A 15,096-nucleotide genomic window follows, 5' to 3' on the forward strand; every position below is an offset into this window, starting at 1 on the left:
GCGGCTCACAGGAGGACTCCTCCGAGCGCCGAACTGACCATGACGGCGAGCAGGAACGTCAGCGGGACGAACCGCATCGCGAAGGCCCGGCCGAAGGTTCCCGCCTGCAGGGCGATGAGCTTCAGGTCGACCATCGGCCCGACGACCAGGAACGCCAGCTTCGCCGTGGGGGAGAACGCGGTCAGCGAGGCCGCGACGAACGCGTCGGCCTCCGAGCAGATCGACAGCACGACCGCGAGAAGCGCGAGCACGACCGCCGACAGCACCGGGACGCCCGCCACCGAGGCCAGCCAGGTGCGGGGCACGATCACGTTGAGCGTGGCCGCGGTGATCCCGCCGATCACCAGGAACCCGCCCGCGTGGAGAAGGTCATGCCGCATGGCATCGCGGAACTCGGCCCACTTCGAGCCGCCCCGGGCCGTACGGGACGGCACCCGCAGCCACGACGACCGGCCGAAGCGCAGCCACAGCCAGCCGGCCGCGACCGCCACCAGGAGCGAGGCGGCGAACCGGGCCACGGCCATCATCGGCTGTCCGGGGAACGCCACGGCCGTGGCGACCACGACCACGGGGTTGACGGCGGGCGACGACAACAGGAACGCCAGCGCGGCCGCCGGGGTGACCCCACGCGACATCAGCCCCGAGGCGACCGGGACCGAGGCGCACTCGCAGCCCGGCAGCACCGCTCCGGCCGCCCCCGCTACAGGGACGGCGGCGTAGGGATTGCGGGGCAGGGCCTTCGTCCAGAACGACGGCGGGACGAAGGCCGCGATGGCCGCCGACAGCAGCACGCCGAAGACGAGAAACGGCAGCGCCTGCACGCAGATCGCCACGAAGACGGTCGCCCAGGTCTGCAGCGCCGGGGCTGTGAGCAGGGGGGTCAGCACCAGGCGGCCGACGACGAGAAGCGCGGCGAGCAGCGCGAACAGCCGGGGTGCCGCCGGAGGTGCGGCCGATCTGCGTCCCCATTCCGGGGGTGGTATCTCTGTCGACGACTCCACCGCGACCCGGTCTGACATGCGCCTCATCCTGGCAGAACTTCCCGGTGATCCTAGGGTCGCACGAGACCGGCAACCGGAGTCGCGCGTCGGCGTGACCAGCCGGTACGGGCGCGTACGGCGCCGACGGCGCGGCAGGCCAGGTAGATGACGAAGGCGATGGTGGTGACGTACGGGCTGATCGGGATGCTGCTGCCCAACGCGATGAGGATGCCGCCGACCACGGACGTGACGGCGAACAGGACGCTGAGCAGGGGGATCAGGCGGGGGGAGGCGGTCACCCGGGTGGCGGCGGCCGCAGGGGTGACCACCAGGGCGAGCACCAGCAGAGCGCCGACGATCTGGATGGTCGTGGCCACGGCGAGGCCCAGCACCAGGGTGAAGACAGGGGACAGAGCGCGTACGGGCACGCCGCGGGCGGCGGCGACGTCCGGATCGAGGCTGGCGAAGGTCAGCGGGCGCCAGACGACCGCCAGAGCGAGCAGGACGACGACCGACACGCCGATCAGCCAGGCCGTCTGCGGGGTGTCCACGGCCACGATCTGTCCGGTGAGCAGCCCGAACTTGTTGGCGGCGCGGCCTTTGTACAGCGACAGGAACAGCACGCCGAGTCCCAGTCCGAACGGCATCAGGACGCCGATGGCGGAGTTGCGGTCCCGGACGCGTACTCCCATGGCGCCGATGACCGCGGCGGCGAGGATCGATCCGGCCAGGGATCCTGCCACCACGTTCACCCCGAGCAGGAGCGCGGCCGCCGCGCCGGCGAAGGACAGCTCGGCGATCCCGTGCACGGCGAAGGCCAGGTCCCGCATCATCACGAACGTGCTGATCAGGCCGCCGACCACACCGAGCACGGCCGCGGCGATGATCGAGTTGGCGACGAGGGCCAGCAGCTGTCCATAGTCGTCGTAGTTGAAGATCTGGTGCCAGATGCCGGTGCTCATGACTGAACGCCTCCAGCAGGATCGGCGTGGTGCGGGATGGGGGCGCCGGCGATCAGGTAGCGGCCGTGGGCCCGGACCACCTCGACCGGGCCGCCGTACAGGTCGGACAGAACGGCGGACGTCATCACCTCGTCGGGGGTGCCGACTCGGAATCGGCCCCCGGCCAGGTACAGAACCCGGTCGACCAGTGGCAGGACCGGGTTGAGTTCGTGGGTGACGAAGAGCACGGCGGTGTCGCGGGTGCGCCGCCGCCGGTCGAGCAGGTCGACGATCGCGTGCTGGTGGTGCGGGTCGAGCGAGAGGAGCGGCTCGTCGCACAGCAGAAGCGCGGGATCGGTGGCCAGGGCCTGGGCGATGCGCACCCGCTGCTGCTCGCCGCCGGACAGCAGGCCGAGGGGCATGTCCGCGTACTCGTGCGCGCCCACCTCGGTCAGCAGGTCGTCGATGCGACGCCGCAGCCCTCTGCCGCCGAGGGGCAGGCCCCAGCGATGGCCGTCGACGCCGAGCCGTACGAGGTCGCGGGCGCGCAGCGGCGTGTGCGGGGCGACGGCGCGCTGCTGGGGGATGTAGCCGATCAGATCGCCGCCCCGCCGGGGCGGGCGGCCGTCGATCAGCAGGGTCCCGGCGGAGAGAGGCACCTGGCCCAGGACGGCGTGCAGCAGGCTGGTCTTGCCCGATCCGTTGGGCCCCAGCACGGCGACGAACTCGCCGCGGCGCAGCTCCAGATCCAGCCCGGACCACAGCACGCGCTCGCCACGGCGCAGTTCCGCATCGGTCAGGCTGAGGACGACGGGTGTTCCGCCGGTGGAGGCGGCCCGCGGTGCGATGGTGCCCGACTGCTCGGTCATCGGCCCAGGGCCTTGCCGAGCGCGTCGAGGTTGGCGGTCATCCAGCCGATGTAGTCCTTCCCGGAGGGCAGGGTCTCGGTGACCGGGACGACGGGGATGCCGTTGCCGGTCGCCGCTTCCCGGACCTTCTCGGTCTCCGGGCCGGCGGTCTGGGAGTTGTAGACCAGGGCCTGCACCTTCTTGCCGGTGAACAGGGCGAGGGTGTCCCGCAGGACGCGGGGGGAGACGTCGTTGCCTTCCTCGATGGCCTCGCTGAACTCCTCGGGGGCGGCGTTGGTCAGGCCACAGGCCTCGATCATGTACAGCGGGACCGGCTCGGTGATCGCCACGGCGGTGCCCTTCGCGGTCTGGGCGATGACCGCCTCCTGCTCCTCCAGCGACTTGAGCTTCTGCTTGAAGGTCTCGGCTCCGGCGGTGAAGGCGGCGGCTCCGGAGGGATCGGCCTTGCCCAGCGCGGCGGCGATGGAGTCGGCCAGCCGCGCGACGGACGGGAAGTCGTACCAGACGTGCTCGTTGAGCTCCTCCCCGGCGGCCGCGGTCTTCCCGGAGAGCTCGACCGCGTTCAGCACCTGGGCGGAGGTGTTGCCGGCGGCGTCGCGCATCGTGTCCATGAAGTCGTCGTAGCCGCCGCCGTTCTCGACGATCACCTTGGCCTTGGACAGCGCCAGCTGGTTCTGCGGATTGGCCTCGAAGGAGTGCGGGTCCTGGTCGGGGCTGGCGATGAACGAGGTCACCGCGACCTTGTCGCCGCCGATCTGCCGGACGATGTCGCCGTACACGTTGGTGGACGTCACCACGGAGATCGCGGCGGGGGAGACGGATCCGCTCGCGTCCGGCTCGGCCGATCCCGTGGGGGAGGACGATCCCCCGCACCCGGTCAGCAGCACAGAAGCCAGGCCGGCGAGGACGAGCACGGAGGGACGACGCAAGGGGGAGGCGTACATGTCGATCCTTGTCGGTAATGACAACGGTTTTCATTTGCAAACCTAGCATCGCCGCCTGGATCGGCCGTAATGGGGGCAGGACGCAGAGCATCACCGTCCGGCTGTTCGAGGTGGACGGTCGTCGAACTCAGCTTGCCGCCGGCGCTCTGGACGTCGGCATAGATCTCTCCCGTGCCGTTCTGGCCACCGTCGTGAAGAGGGGTGGCTCGTCGGGGTCGGGCTGGCGCGGCTCCTTCAGGAGGGATCGCGGGCGAGCAGGCCGTCGACGAGGAGTTGCAGCATTCGGCTGGCCTGGTCGCTGTCGGCGGCGGTCAGCATGATGCCCGCCATGCTGGCCGAGACGTCGGCCGGTTGGACGTCGGCACGCAGGCTGCCGTCGATTCGGCCGGCGTCGAGGATGGCGGCGATGGCGCCGTTGAGGTGCTCGCGGGTCTGGGCGGAGCTGATCGCACCGCTGGCGATCACCGCCCGCAGGGCCTCGGCCATGCCGTGTTTCGTGGCGACGAAGTCCTGGTAGCGGCGCATCCATTCGCGCATGGCGTCGGCCGGCGAGTGCTCGGCGACCAGGCGCGTGGCCATGGCGCAGAGACGGGCGAGTTCACTGCGGTAGACCTCCTCGACCAGGGCTTCGCGGGACGGGAAGTTGCGGTAGAGAGTGCCGACGCCGACTCCCGCCTCCTGGGCGATGGTCTCGATCTTGACGGGGTCCGCACCGCCGGCGGTCAGCGCGCGGGTGGCGGCGTCGATGATGCGCTGCCGGTTGCGCTGGGCGTCCCTGCGCGCGCCGGGGCGTCGTTCGAGCTCGGAAACTGCGATCACCTCACAAACGGAATCGGTTCCGGTTCTGCTAGGGTGGGCCTGAGTCAAGCGGAATCGGTTCCGCTTATGGTCATCGTATCCGGAGGGCCGCGACCATGACCACATCCCAAGCGAACGCGTACGGCAAGCTGGGCGAGCACGATGTCCTGCGGGTCGGCTTCGGTGCCATGCAACTGGAACACGCCGACCCCGCCGACGCCGTCAAGGTTCTGCACCGCGCGGTCGAACTCGGCGTCGACCACATCGACACGGCCCAGTTCTACGGCCCGGTCAACGAACTGATCAGGACCGCCTTACATCCGTACGCCGACCGCCTGCAAATCGTCACAAAGGTCGGCGCGGTGACCCATCCCACCGAGCGACTGGTCGCCGCCCAGAAGCCGGCGCAACTGCGGGCGCAGGTCGAGGAGAACCTGCGCACCCTCGGCGCCGAACACCTCGCGGTCGTCAATCTTCGCCGGGCCGACACTCCGCCGGGCATCACCGCCACCGGTGACCAGGTGGTCGACCTCGACAGCCAACTGGCCGAACTGATCGCCCTGCGCGACGAGGGCAAGATCGGCGGAATCGGCCTGAGCCACGTCACCCTCGCCCAGCTGCGACAGGCCCTCCCGGCCGGCATCGCCTGCGTGCAGAACCTCTACAACGTCCTCACCCGCGACCACGAGGACGTGCTGACCGAGTGCGCCGAGCACGGCATCGCCTGGGTGCCGTACTGTCCGCTCGGATCAGCCTTCGACTGGCTGCCCAGCGTCACCGGCAACCCGGTGGTCATCGCGCACGCCGAGCGCCTCGGCATCACCCCGGCTCAGGCCGGACTGGCCTGGCTGCTCGGGCACAGCCCGGCCACCCTGCTGATCCCCGGGACCCGCAACCTCGCACACCTGGCCGACAACGTCGCAGTCGCCCGGATCGAGCTGGACCAGGAAGCGACCAGCGCCTTCGACGCGCTGGCACAAGACGCCCCCGCCTGATCTCCGAGACCCGCCGGCTCAACGCGGGACGCCGTTCAGACCGGACGACCCGGAGCTCAAGACGTGGCTGGGCCGGTGCTTTCCCGGACGACCAGCTCGGGCTGAACCAGATGTCGCCGGGCCGGCCGGCCGCCGGCGATGCGCTCGCGCAGGAGCGCGAACGCCTGCCGGCCGACGTCGGCGAAGTTCTGTCGGACGGTGGTGAGCGGGGGCCAGAAGTACGCGGCCTGGGGGATGTCGTCGAAGCCGGCGACGCTGACGTCCCCGGGCACCCGCCGTCCGGCTTCCCGCAGCGCGCGCAGCAGGCCCATGGCCGTCTCGTCGTTGGCGGCGAGGATCGCGGTGACCTCGGGGCGCCGGGCCAGGCGCCGGCCCAGCTCGTACCCGGTTCCGGGGCTCCAGTCGCCGACCAGTGGCTCGGGAACCTCCCGCCCCTCGGCCTCCAGGGTGGCCCGCCAGCCGTCGGCCCGGTCCCGTGCGTCGATCCAGTTCGGCGGCCCGGCCACGTGCCAGACCGTGTGGTGGCCGAGGCCGAGCAGATGGCGGGTGGCCCGCGCCGCCGCGGTGTGCTGGTCGACGGCGACGGTGGGAACCGGAGCTTCCTCGCCGCCGCCGACGTTGACCACCGGCAGGTCAGAAGGCAGGTGCCGCAGGCCCTCGGCGGCAGACTCGTACGGTGCGATGACGACGATCCCGTCGACCGACTGGCGGCGCAGCCGCTCCACGCCCTCCTCGATCGACCCGCGGGTGAGCGCCCTGAGGCTGGCGATGTTCACCAGGTAGTCGTGTTCGATCGCGGCGTGTTCGATCGCGCGCAGGATGGACGCCGGGCCGTACTGGGTCGTGTCGAAGCTGACCACGCCCAGCATCCCGGACCGGCCGGTGGCCAGCACGCGGGCCGCGAAGTTGGGGAGGTAGCCGAGCTCCCGTACGGCCGCGAGCACCCGGGCCCGGGTCTCGGGCCGCACCTTCTGCGGGGAGTTCAGCACGCGCGAGACCGTCATCGCCGACACGCCGGCCAGGGCCGCCACGTCGTCCAACACCGCGGCGCGGGATCGTGGAGCGGGCTCGGGATCGATCGGCGTCATGACATCGTCCTCGTTTCGCGGCTTCCTACGGCGCTGTTCGGCCGCGAAAGCCCTTCCGGCATCGGAGCCGTGCGGCCGAGGGCCGGCCCGCCCGCTAGGCGAACCGGATGACGTTCCAGGAGACGGGCGGCAGGGTGACGGTCGTACCGTCGGCCGGCAGGGGGCGGGGGGTGACCCGGTCGGGGGTGCCGGCGCTGTTGCGGGCGTAGACGTCGGGGTCGGTCAGGGTGGTGGCGTCGACGACCCGCGTGACGGGGCCGTCGACGGTGACCGAGAGCGGCCGGTCCACGGATCGGTTGACGGCGAAGACGACGGTCTGGTCCCCGGTGGTGGTGGCGGTGGCGTGCAGCAGCGGGACCTCGCCGTAGTCGGCGGTGTCGTACGTGGGGCTGTCGGTCTCGACCCGCAGGACGTCGCCGGTGGCGTGGCGGGCGGCCTGGGCGAAGGGGTGGAAGGTGGTCTGCCGCCAGGCGGGGCCGCCGGGCTCGGTCATGATCGGGGCGATGACGTTGACGAGCTGCGCGAGGCAGGCGGCGGTGACGCGGTCGCTGTTGGCGAGCAGGGTGATCAGCAGCGAGCCGACGGCCACGGCGTCGGCGAGGTGGTAGTGGTCCTCCAGCAACCGGGGTGCCACGGGCCAGTCGGCGGGAACCGGCGCGTTCTGGAAACGGGACTGGTACCAGACGTTCCACTCGTCGAAGCTCAGGTTGATCTTCTTGCGTGACTTCAGCTTCGCGCCGACGGCGTCGGCGGTCGCGGTCACCGAGTCGATGAAGTGCTGCATGTCGGTCGCGCAGGCGAGGAACGAGCCGAGGTCGCCGTCCTTCTCCTCGTAGTAGGCGTGGCAGGAGATGTAGTCCACCAGGTCGTAGGTGTGTTCCAGGACGGTGGCCTCCCAGGCGCCGAAGGTGGGCATGCTCGAGCTGGAGCTGCCGCAGGCGACCAGTTCGAGGGCCGGGTCGTACATCCGCATGGCGCGGGCGGTCTCGGCGGCCAGGCGGCCGTACTCGGCCGCGTTCTTGTGGCCGATCTGCCAGGGGCCGTCCATCTCGTTGCCCAGGCACCACATACGCACGTCGTACGGACGCTTCGCGCCGTTGGCCACGCGCAGGTCCGACCAGGCGGTGCCGTTCGGGTGGTTGCAGTATTCGAGCAGGGCGAGAGCCTCGCCCACGCCGCGGGTGCCGAGGTTGACGGCCATCATCGGTTCGAGGCCGGCCTTGCGGCACCAGCGCATGAACTCGTCGACGCCGACGCGGTTGGGCTCGGTGCTGTGCCAGGCGAGGTCGAGCCGGGCCGGGCGCCGCTCGACCGGGCCGACGGCGTCCTCCCAGCGGTGGCCGGAGACGAAGTTGCCGCCGGGGTAGCGGACCGTGGTCACGCCGAGTTCGCGGGTCAGGGCGAGGACGTCGGTGCGCAAGCCGTCCTCGTCGGCGGTGGGGTGGCCCGGTTCGTAGATGCCGGTGTAGACGCAGCGGCCGAGATGTTCGACGAACGTGCCGAACGTCCGCCGCCGGACGGGGGCGACGCGGAATGCGGGGTCGATCGTGAGGCGTGCTTCCAGCACTTGCGCTCCAGAGGGGACACGGACGTCACGCCCGCCAGCATCGAGCGGGGACATCCCGGGGTCAAGGCAACGGTTGATAACGATAACAACGGTGAGCACCCCGGTAAACCTGAGGAAACGAGCCCTTGACGCTCCTGTTTGGCATCGTTAACAATCGAGCCTCAACGGCCGGGTCGGGCCGTTGTGAACAGAGGCCGGGTTCGCCACCCGTCAGTAATCAGGGAGATCGCCGTGGCCTATCCTCAAGATCAATTGTTATCGCTAACGTCTCGCCGGGACGTGCTGCGAGGCCTCGGCGTCCTCACGGCCGGGAGCCTGCTCGCGGCCTGCGGGGTGCCGACGGGATCGGACAAGCCGGCCGCGCTCGGCTCGTCGGCGGCCCCGTCCGCCGGCGCCGACGTACGCGGCCAGGTGACGCTCTGGATGCGCGACGACGACCTGCTGAAGGTCTTCCGCACGGTCGTCCCCGCGTTCAACGCCAGATATCCGAATGTGAAGGTCGACCTCAAGGGGGTCGACATCAACAGCAAGCTCCCACCGGCGCTGATCAGCGGCGCCGGGCTGCCCGACGGGTCCTTCTGGGAGGACGACCAGATCGGCCAGCACGGCGAGCACCTCTACGACCTGACCGCCCTCATGGCCAAGTACCGGGACGACACGATCCAGTTCAAGCTCGACGTCCTCACGCAGGGCGGACGGCTCGTCGGCGTCCCGTGGGACACCGACCCCGGTCTGCTCTACTACAACGACGCGGTCCTGTCCGGAGCCGGCGTCGACCCCGCCTCGCTGACCGACTACGACGCCCTGCTCGACGCGGCACGCGCGATCAAGGCGAAGAACCCGAAGGCGCGCCCCATCCCGCTGGAGCAGGACGACACGCTCGGCATGATGTGGTACACGATGTTCCTGAACCAGCAGCAGGGACACGGACTGGTCGACCCCTCCGGCAACCTGACCCTGGACGGGGAGGCCTCCCGGCGCGCCCTCACCTGGATCAAGACCGTCGTCGACGAGGGACTCGGCGCCCGGCAGAAGTTCGCGAGCACCGCCCAGATCACCATGCTGGACGAGCAGATCATCTCCCTCGTCCCCTGGGCGATCTGGTTCATCTTCATCCCCCAGTCGGGACTGAAGAAGACCACCGGGCAGTGGCGGGTGGCCAACCTGCCGGCATGGACCCAGGGCGGCGCGCGGTCCGGGCTGATGGGCGGCAGCTCGTTCGTCATCCCGGCCAAGGCGAAGAACCCCGAGCTCGCCTGGCTGTTCTACGAGTTCGCCGTCTACGACCCCGAGGGCTACCGCAAGGTGTTCTCGAAGAACTCGGTCTACCCCACCGGCCTCAACACGGTCGTGCCGTCCGTCAAGTCGGCCCTCGACCCGGCCAAGCCGCTGGTCGAGCGGCTCCCCCAGCTCGGGGGAGTGGACAACTGGGCGATCAGCACCAAGGCCGCGCTCGACATCCCGGCCGGCTACACCGCCCCCACTTGGTACGGCCAGGCCGCCAAGTATCTGGGCGCGAACCTCCAGCGGCTCATGGACGGCAAGATGTCGGTCGACGAGGTGATCTCCAGATCCACGGCCGACATCAAGAAGAACCTCATCGACAGGAACTGACCGGCCGTGTCCCTCCTGGCGAACCGCGCGGCCCCGCGACAGGTGGCCGCCCTGTCCAAGCGGCGCGGCCGGCGCGGGCCGCGTACGGGCTGGAGGGGGCCGCTGCTCGTGGCCCCGTTCTTCGTGTTCTTCGCGGCCTTCGGCGCCTATCCCCTCTATTACGCCCTCCAGCTCAGCTTCATCGACTGGCACGGCGGGGCCACGTACAGGTGGGTGGGCCTGAGCAACTACACCTACCTGCTGACCAATCCGGACTTCTGGGGCGCACTGGGTAACAGCGCGATCATCTGGCTGCTCATCGTGCCGGCTCAGACGATCGGTGCGATCGTGGCCGCCGGGGCGCTGTCCAGGGCGAAGCTCCGGTTCAAACGGCTGCTGCGCACCGCCGTGATCATTCCGTACGTGACGCCGCTCGCGGCGATGGCCCAGGCCTTCGTGTTGATCTTCGACCGGGACTACGGCGTGGTCAACCACCTGTTGGGGATGGCCGGCCTGCCGTCCGTGGAGTGGCTGACCTCGACCGGCTGGTCCAAGGTGACCATCGCGCTGCTGGTGCTGTGGAAGAGCAGCGGGTTCGCGTTGATCATCATGCTCGCCGCGATCCAGGGCATCCCCGGCGAGGTCTACGAGGCGGCCGCGCTCGACGGCGCGGGCCCCGTCCGCACCTTCTGGTCCGTCACCGTCCCGCTGATGCGGCACGCGATCGCGTTCTTCGTGGTCATCTCGACCCTGGGGATCTCACAGATGTTCCTGGAACCGTACGTGCTGACCGGGGGCGGCCCCTACAACAGCAGCACGACCACCGGGTTGTACCTCTTCCAGCACATCGGCGCCTCGGACCTCGGCACCGGCGCGGCCAACACCTTCCTGCTGGTGATCATGGTGCTCGGCCTCTCGCTGGCGGCCGTGCGCGTCTTCCGGGAGTCGAAATGACCGGCCTGCGGCGGGGCGCCGGCTACCTGCTCGTCGCGCTGGCGGTCGTCGTCTTCCTGTACCCGATCTGGTGGATGGTCGTCTCCTCGCTCAAACCGGGCGCGAGCATCCTGAACGACCCGCTCGGCGTCGGCCCCTTCACGCTGGACAACTTCCGCGCGATGTTCGGCTCGGTGCCGATCGGCCAGGCGCTGGGCAACACCGTCCTGGTCGTCGCGGTCAAGGGCGCCATCACGATGGTCCTGTGCCCCCTCGCCGGGTACGGCTTCGCCAAGTACAGCTTCCGTTTCAAGGAACTGCTGTTCGGCGTCGTCCTGCTGACCCTCATGCTGCCGACGCTGACGCTGGTCATCCCGCTGCTGCTGGAGATGAAGCAGCTCGGCTGGATCAACACCTATCAGGCGCTGATCCTGCCCGGCGCGGTGGACGCCTTCAGCGTCTTCTACATGCGGCAGACGATCAGCCAGGTGCCCGACGAACTGCTGGACGCGGCCGCCATCGACGCCGCGGGCACGCTGCGGACGTTCTGGTCGGTCGTGGTCCCGGTGATCCGGCCGGGCCTTGCCGCGCTCGCCGTGCTGACCTTCTTCAACATCTACAACGACCTGGTCTGGCCCATCGTCGCGGTCAACGACCCGGCGCGGCAGACGGTGTCGGTGCTGCTGGCGGGCCTGGCCACCAATGTCACCGGCGGGTCCACCTCCAGCGGCTTCGACCTGTGGGGCCAGCTCATGGCGGCCTGCACCATCGCGACGATCCCCACCGTGATCATCTTCCTGCTCGTCCAGCGCCACTTCATCAAGGGGCTGCTGGCCGGGAGCGTCAAGTAACCGGGAGTCTCATTGCTCACCGCTGACATCACGATCAGCACCCAGTTCCACCGTGGTCCGGTCGACCGGCGGCTGTTCGGGTCGTTCGTCGAACACATGGGCCGGTGCGTCTACACCGGGATCTACGAGCCGGGTCATCCCGGCGCCGACCCCTACGGATTCCGGACCGACGTGGCCGACCTGGTCCGCGAGCTGGGGACCACGCTGGTCCGCTACCCCGGTGGGAACTTCGTGTCCGGCTACCGCTGGGAGGACGGGGTCGGGCCGGTCGCGGACCGCCCCCGGACCATCGACCTGGCCTGGCGTGGCATCGAGCCCAACGAGGTGGGCACCGACGAGTTCCTCGGCTGGGCGCGGCGCGGCGGCCTGATCCCGATGATGGCGGTGAACCTCGGCACCCGGGGCGTCCAGGACGCCGCGAACCTGGTCGAGTACTGCAACGTCGAGGGCGGCACCCGCTGGTCCGACCTGCGCAGATCGTACGGCACGCCGGAGCCGCACCGGGTCCCGCTGTGGTGCCTCGGCAACGAGATGGACGGTCCCTGGCAGACGGGGCACACCAGCGCCACCGAGTACGGCCGGCTGGCCCGCGAGGCCGGCAAGGCCATGAAGATGATCGACCCGGAGATCGAGGTGGTCGTCTGCGGCAGCAGCCACCGCCACATGCCGACGTTCGGCTACTGGGAGGCCGACGTCCTGGAGCAGGCCTACGACGTCGCCGACTACGTCTCCCTGCACGCGTACTACCTCAACGACGGGGAGCGCGCGGGGTATCTCGGGTCCGGCGCCGCCCTCGACGGTTTCATCCGGGACGTCGTGGCGACCGCCGACGCGGTCGGCGCGCGGCTCGGCCGGAGCAAGAAGATCAACCTGTCCTGCGACGAGTGGAACGTGTGGACCCGCGACCCGGTGGTCGACATCTCGGCCCGGGAACTGGACGTGGCCGTTCCGATCACCGAGCACGTCTACACCCCGCTCGACGCGGTCGTGGTCGGCGACCTGCTGGTGGCCCTGCTGAACAACGCCGACCGGGTCAAGATCGGCTGTCTGTCCCTGCTGGTCAACGTCAGCGCGCCGATCCTCACCGAGGCGGGCGGGGCCGCCCGGCGGCAGACCATCTTCTACCCCACGGCGCTGGCGGCCCGGCTCGCCCACGGCCTGAGCCTGCGTACGGTCGTCTCCTGCCCCGAGGTCGCGACCGTACGGCACGGGGACGTCCCGGCCGTGGCCGTCGCCGCCACGTACGACGAGGAGACCGAGGAACTGGCGGTCTTCGTCACCAACCGCTCGAATGAGCCCGCCGAGGTGCGCCTGGCCCAGGCAGGTCCGGGACGGCTGGCCGTGCTCGACGGCTGGACGCTCACGGCCGCCGGCTCGGGTGAACCCGGGGCCTTCACCGCTCACGCCGCCGACGACGCCGGCGCCACCATCCTGCGGCTCGCCCCCGAGTCGTGGACCGCCCTTCGAATGGAACGGAAGGACACAGTGTGAAAGCGATCCTCACCACGCTCGTGCTGCTCGCCGCGTTACTGGTGCCGGTCGGCACGGCGCAGGCCGTGACGACCGGCAACGGCTCCCTCGTCTACGCGCCGCCCGCGGGGAGCGCCTTCGACGCGGCGGGCACCACGTACGCGAAGATCATCGCGCTGAAGAACAACGGGACGCACAACGGCGAGCTGCTCGTCACCTACGACCAGCTCGTCTACGTAAGCGGCCACCAGGTCTACCCCATCTACCGCAGCACGGACGGCGGCTCGACCTGGTCGCACGTCTCGGACGTCGTCCCCAGTTCGACGTTCCCCTCACTCACGCTGACCTCGCAGCCGTTCCTGTACGAGCTGCCGCAGGCCGTGGGCGGCCTCGCGGCGGGCACCGTCCTGCTGGCCGGCAACCTCATGCCGGCCGACAGGTCCAGCAGCAGGATCGTGCTCTACAAGAGCACCGACCGCGGCTCCACCTGGACGTACCTGAGCACGGTCGACACCGGCGGTCCCGCCGTCTACGACCCGAGCCCGACGTCGACGACCACCACCGTGTGGGAGCCGTCGTTCAACATCGACGCGTCGGGCAACCTCGTCTGCTACTTCTCCGACGAGCGGCAGAAGGCGTCCGGGGTGCTGCAGGCGGTCGTCTACCGCAAGTCGACCGACGGCGGGCTGACCTGGGGCCCGGTCGTGAACGTGGCCGCCGTCGGCAACAAGAGCGACAGGCCGGGCATGATCACTGTGGCCAAGCTGCCGAACGGCAAGTACATCGCCACGTACGAGGTGGTCAACCGGCCGAGCCAGACGCTGAACACGGCCCCCGTCTACTACAAGCTGTCCGACGACGGCGTCACCTGGCCCAGCGGGCTGGGCACGCAGATCAAGCTCGCCGATGGCCGGGGCATCGGGTCCTCGCCGTACGTGCGCTGGGTGCCGGCCGGCGGCCCGAACGGCATGATCGTCGTGGCGTCGAAGTGGGGCCTGGACAGCTCGGGCAACATCAACGGCGGCCAGGACTTCTTCGTCAACTACAACCTGGGGCTCGGCAACTGGGAACGGCTCCCGTTCGCGGTGACCTACGACGCCTCCGACACCCAGGGCGGCTTCTTCTCCGGTTTCGCCCAGGGCATCGACGTCAGCCCCGACGGCACGACGCTCTACCAGGCGACCAACGTGGAGAACGCCTCCACGACGTACAACGACATCCGGGTCGGCACGATCCCGCTGAACGCCGACCACTATGAGGCCGAGCGGGCCACGGTGAACAACGTCTCGACCGTCACCCACGCCGACGCCTCGAACGGCGCCAAGATCGGCAACATCAACTACTCGACCAGCTACGTGCAGTTCGACGTGAAGGCGCCGGCCGCCGGGACGTACACGGTCAACGTCCGTTACGACAACGGGACGGGCGCGACGAGCAGCCACCTCGTGAGTGTCAACGGCGGCACCGCCTTCACCCTGTCGTACCCGCCGACCTACGACTGGGGCCGGTTCCGCTGGGCGCAGTTCACCACCGCCCTGAACGCCGGCACGAACACCATCCGGTTCTCCTACAACGGCACCTACGCCGAGCTGGACTTCATCGACGTCCACCGGCCGGGAGTCGCGGTCCCGGGCGAGTTCAAGATTGTCAACCGCAACAGCGGCAAGTACCTCGAGATCGCGTCCGCCCTGACCACGGACGGGGCCGGGGCAGGGCAGTGGGGCGACACCGACCACATGACCCAGATCTGGAAGGTCTCGTCGGCGGGCACCTCCGGCTACTACACCTTCACCAACAAGAACAGCGGCAAACTGCTGGAGATCCCGTCCGGCTCGACCGCCAACGGCACCCAGGCCGACCAGCGATCCTCCAACGGCGCCACCTACCAGCACTGGTCGCTGACGCCGACCGACAGCGGCTACTACAAGGTCCCCAATCGCAACAGCGGGAAGCTGCTGGAGATCTACCAGAACTCCACGGCGGACGGCGCCATCGCCGACCAGTGGGGCGACACCGGCTGCGCCTGCCAGCAGTGGACCCTCGTGAAGGAAGGCATCCAGTGACGCC

Annotated in this window: 13 protein-coding genes; 6 read left to right on the top strand and 7 right to left on the bottom strand. The window is 69.8% G+C overall.

Going from position 1 to position 15,096, the window contains the following annotated elements:
- Nucleotides 1–5: 5 nt before the first annotated feature.
- The 5 genes from Msi02_RS26630 to Msi02_RS26650 all read right to left on the bottom strand — a co-directional run bounded on the left by Msi02_RS26630 (nucleotide 6) and on the right by Msi02_RS26650 (nucleotide 4,553).
- Nucleotides 6–1,028 carry a permease gene (locus Msi02_RS26630; protein ID WP_204050792.1) on the bottom strand — a complete coding sequence of 341 codons (1,023 nt, stop codon included), beginning with the start codon at nucleotides 1,026–1,028 and terminating at the stop codon, nucleotides 6–8.
- A 23-nt stretch (nucleotides 1,029–1,051) separates the two neighbouring features.
- Complete coding sequence (locus Msi02_RS26635) at nucleotides 1,052–1,942, bottom strand: metal ABC transporter permease (RefSeq protein WP_204050793.1); 891 nt, start codon at nucleotides 1,940–1,942, stop codon at nucleotides 1,052–1,054.
- A complete protein-coding gene (locus tag Msi02_RS26640; protein WP_204050794.1) occupies nucleotides 1,939–2,790 on the bottom strand; it encodes a metal ABC transporter ATP-binding protein in 852 nt (283 codons plus the stop codon). The genes Msi02_RS26635 and Msi02_RS26640 overlap by 4 nt, the downstream gene beginning before the upstream one ends.
- Nucleotides 2,787–3,734, bottom strand: coding sequence for a metal ABC transporter solute-binding protein, Zn/Mn family (locus Msi02_RS26645; RefSeq protein ID WP_204050795.1), 948 nt, complete (start codon nucleotides 3,732–3,734; stop codon nucleotides 2,787–2,789). Before Msi02_RS26645 ends, Msi02_RS26640 begins: the two co-directional genes overlap by 4 nt.
- Before the next feature lie 234 nt (nucleotides 3,735–3,968).
- Nucleotides 3,969–4,553 carry a TetR/AcrR family transcriptional regulator gene (locus Msi02_RS26650; protein ID WP_204050796.1) on the bottom strand — a complete coding sequence of 195 codons (585 nt, stop codon included), beginning with the start codon at nucleotides 4,551–4,553 and terminating at the stop codon, nucleotides 3,969–3,971.
- A gap of 95 nt (nucleotides 4,554–4,648) precedes the next feature.
- On the opposite strand from Msi02_RS26650, the gene Msi02_RS26655 reads away from it, so the two are divergent.
- Nucleotides 4,649–5,527 (top strand): aldo/keto reductase, encoded by an 879-nt coding sequence (locus Msi02_RS26655; protein ID WP_204050797.1) that lies wholly within the window; start codon nucleotides 4,649–4,651, stop codon nucleotides 5,525–5,527.
- A 56-nt stretch (nucleotides 5,528–5,583) separates the two neighbouring features.
- Here the strand turns inward: Msi02_RS26655 and Msi02_RS26660 are convergent, their stop codons facing one another.
- On the bottom strand, nucleotides 5,584–6,615 hold the full coding sequence (locus Msi02_RS26660) for a LacI family DNA-binding transcriptional regulator (RefSeq protein ID WP_204050798.1): 1,032 nt from the start codon (nucleotides 6,613–6,615) through the stop codon (nucleotides 5,584–5,586).
- A gap of 94 nt (nucleotides 6,616–6,709) precedes the next feature.
- Complete coding sequence (arfA, locus tag Msi02_RS26665) at nucleotides 6,710–8,182, bottom strand: arabinosylfuranosidase ArfA (RefSeq protein ID WP_204050799.1); 1,473 nt, start codon at nucleotides 8,180–8,182, stop codon at nucleotides 6,710–6,712.
- A gap of 279 nt (nucleotides 8,183–8,461) precedes the next feature.
- Here arfA and Msi02_RS26670 point away from each other — a divergent pair, with 279 nt between their 5' ends.
- The 5 genes from Msi02_RS26670 to Msi02_RS26690 are packed head-to-tail and all read left to right on the top strand — an operon-like array spanning nucleotide 8,462 to nucleotide 15,092.
- Complete coding sequence (locus Msi02_RS26670) at nucleotides 8,462–9,796, top strand: ABC transporter substrate-binding protein (RefSeq protein ID WP_204050800.1); 1,335 nt, start codon at nucleotides 8,462–8,464, stop codon at nucleotides 9,794–9,796.
- A gap of 6 nt (nucleotides 9,797–9,802) precedes the next feature.
- Nucleotides 9,803–10,729 carry a carbohydrate ABC transporter permease gene (locus tag Msi02_RS26675; RefSeq protein ID WP_204050801.1) on the top strand — a complete coding sequence of 309 codons (927 nt, stop codon included), beginning with the start codon at nucleotides 9,803–9,805 and terminating at the stop codon, nucleotides 10,727–10,729.
- Nucleotides 10,726–11,559 (top strand): carbohydrate ABC transporter permease, encoded by an 834-nt coding sequence (locus Msi02_RS26680; RefSeq protein ID WP_204050802.1) that lies wholly within the window; start codon nucleotides 10,726–10,728, stop codon nucleotides 11,557–11,559. The genes Msi02_RS26675 and Msi02_RS26680 overlap by 4 nt, the downstream gene beginning before the upstream one ends.
- Nucleotides 11,560–11,571: 12 nt before the next feature.
- Nucleotides 11,572–13,050 (top strand): alpha-N-arabinofuranosidase, encoded by a 1,479-nt coding sequence (locus tag Msi02_RS26685; protein ID WP_239108726.1) that lies wholly within the window; start codon nucleotides 11,572–11,574, stop codon nucleotides 13,048–13,050.
- On the top strand, nucleotides 13,047–15,092 hold the full coding sequence (locus Msi02_RS26690) for an RICIN domain-containing protein (protein ID WP_204050803.1): 2,046 nt from the start codon (nucleotides 13,047–13,049) through the stop codon (nucleotides 15,090–15,092). Before Msi02_RS26685 ends, Msi02_RS26690 begins: the two co-directional genes overlap by 4 nt.
- The last annotated feature ends 4 nt before the right edge of the window (nucleotides 15,093–15,096 follow it).

The sequence above is a fragment of the Microbispora siamensis genome (assembly GCF_016863095.1).
In the GTDB taxonomy this organism is placed as follows: Bacteria; Actinomycetota; Actinomycetes; order Streptosporangiales; family Streptosporangiaceae; genus Microbispora; species Microbispora siamensis.

Excerpts from the sequence above, each read along its gene's own strand:
- Msi02_RS26660 (WP_204050798.1), bottom strand. The coding sequence starts at position 6,615 with ATGACGCCGATCGATCCCGAGCCCGCTCCACGATCCCGCGCCGCGGTG.
- Msi02_RS26655 (WP_204050797.1), top strand. The coding sequence starts at position 4,649 with ATGACCACATCCCAAGCGAACGCGTACGGCAAGCTGGGCGAGCACGAT.
- Msi02_RS26640 (WP_204050794.1), bottom strand. The coding sequence starts at position 2,790 with ATGACCGAGCAGTCGGGCACCATCGCACCGCGGGCCGCCTCCACCGGC.
- Msi02_RS26680 (WP_204050802.1), top strand. The coding sequence starts at position 10,726 with ATGACCGGCCTGCGGCGGGGCGCCGGCTACCTGCTCGTCGCGCTGGCG.
- Msi02_RS26645 (WP_204050795.1), bottom strand. The coding sequence starts at position 3,734 with ATGTACGCCTCCCCCTTGCGTCGTCCCTCCGTGCTCGTCCTCGCCGGC.
- Msi02_RS26635 (WP_204050793.1), bottom strand. The coding sequence starts at position 1,942 with ATGAGCACCGGCATCTGGCACCAGATCTTCAACTACGACGACTATGGA.
- Msi02_RS26630 (WP_204050792.1), bottom strand. The coding sequence starts at position 1,028 with ATGAGGCGCATGTCAGACCGGGTCGCGGTGGAGTCGTCGACAGAGATA.